This window comes from Corallococcus sp. CA041A, assembly GCF_003612075.1.
Taxonomy (GTDB): Bacteria; Myxococcota; Myxococcia; order Myxococcales; family Myxococcaceae; genus Corallococcus; species Corallococcus exiguus.
Map to the genome: position 1 here is coordinate 1 of NZ_RAWF01000691.1, position 425 is coordinate 425.

The 425-nt window shown below is 62.4% G+C and carries 1 protein-coding gene; it reads right to left on the reverse strand.

Annotated elements, in window-relative coordinates; genetic code table 11:
- Positions 1–425, reverse strand: a 425-nt coding sequence (locus tag D7V77_RS42720) for an LptF/LptG family permease (protein WP_120581781.1), incomplete at both ends; no start/stop codon positions are given.

The window sequence follows — 425 nt, forward strand, 5'->3', positions numbered from 1 at the left end:
ATCTTGTCCTGCTCGGCATTGGCGACGAACAGGTTGCGGGCGTGCTTCATGCCGCTATCGACGCCCTCGATGAAGAGCACATAGTTGCCGTGCGCGGGCTCGATGAAGCGGCCGGCGGAGATCATCGACAGCACATCGCGTTGCTCGAAGCGGTCTCGAAACAGCGCGCTCTGCTGGTTGGCCCACGGCCAGCCGAACAGCGCCAGCAGCGCCACCAGCACGATGAACGGCAGCGAGAAGCGCAGAACCGGTCGGATGAAATCCGTCAGGCTGATGCCCGAGGTGAACCACACCACCATCTCGGAATCCTTGTACCAGCGCGTCAGCACCAGCAACACCGAGATGAACAGCGTGGCGCACAGCAGAATCGCCAGGTAGCCCAGCGTTGCCAGGCCGATAAGGAGCAGGACGTCATTCGGGTTGGC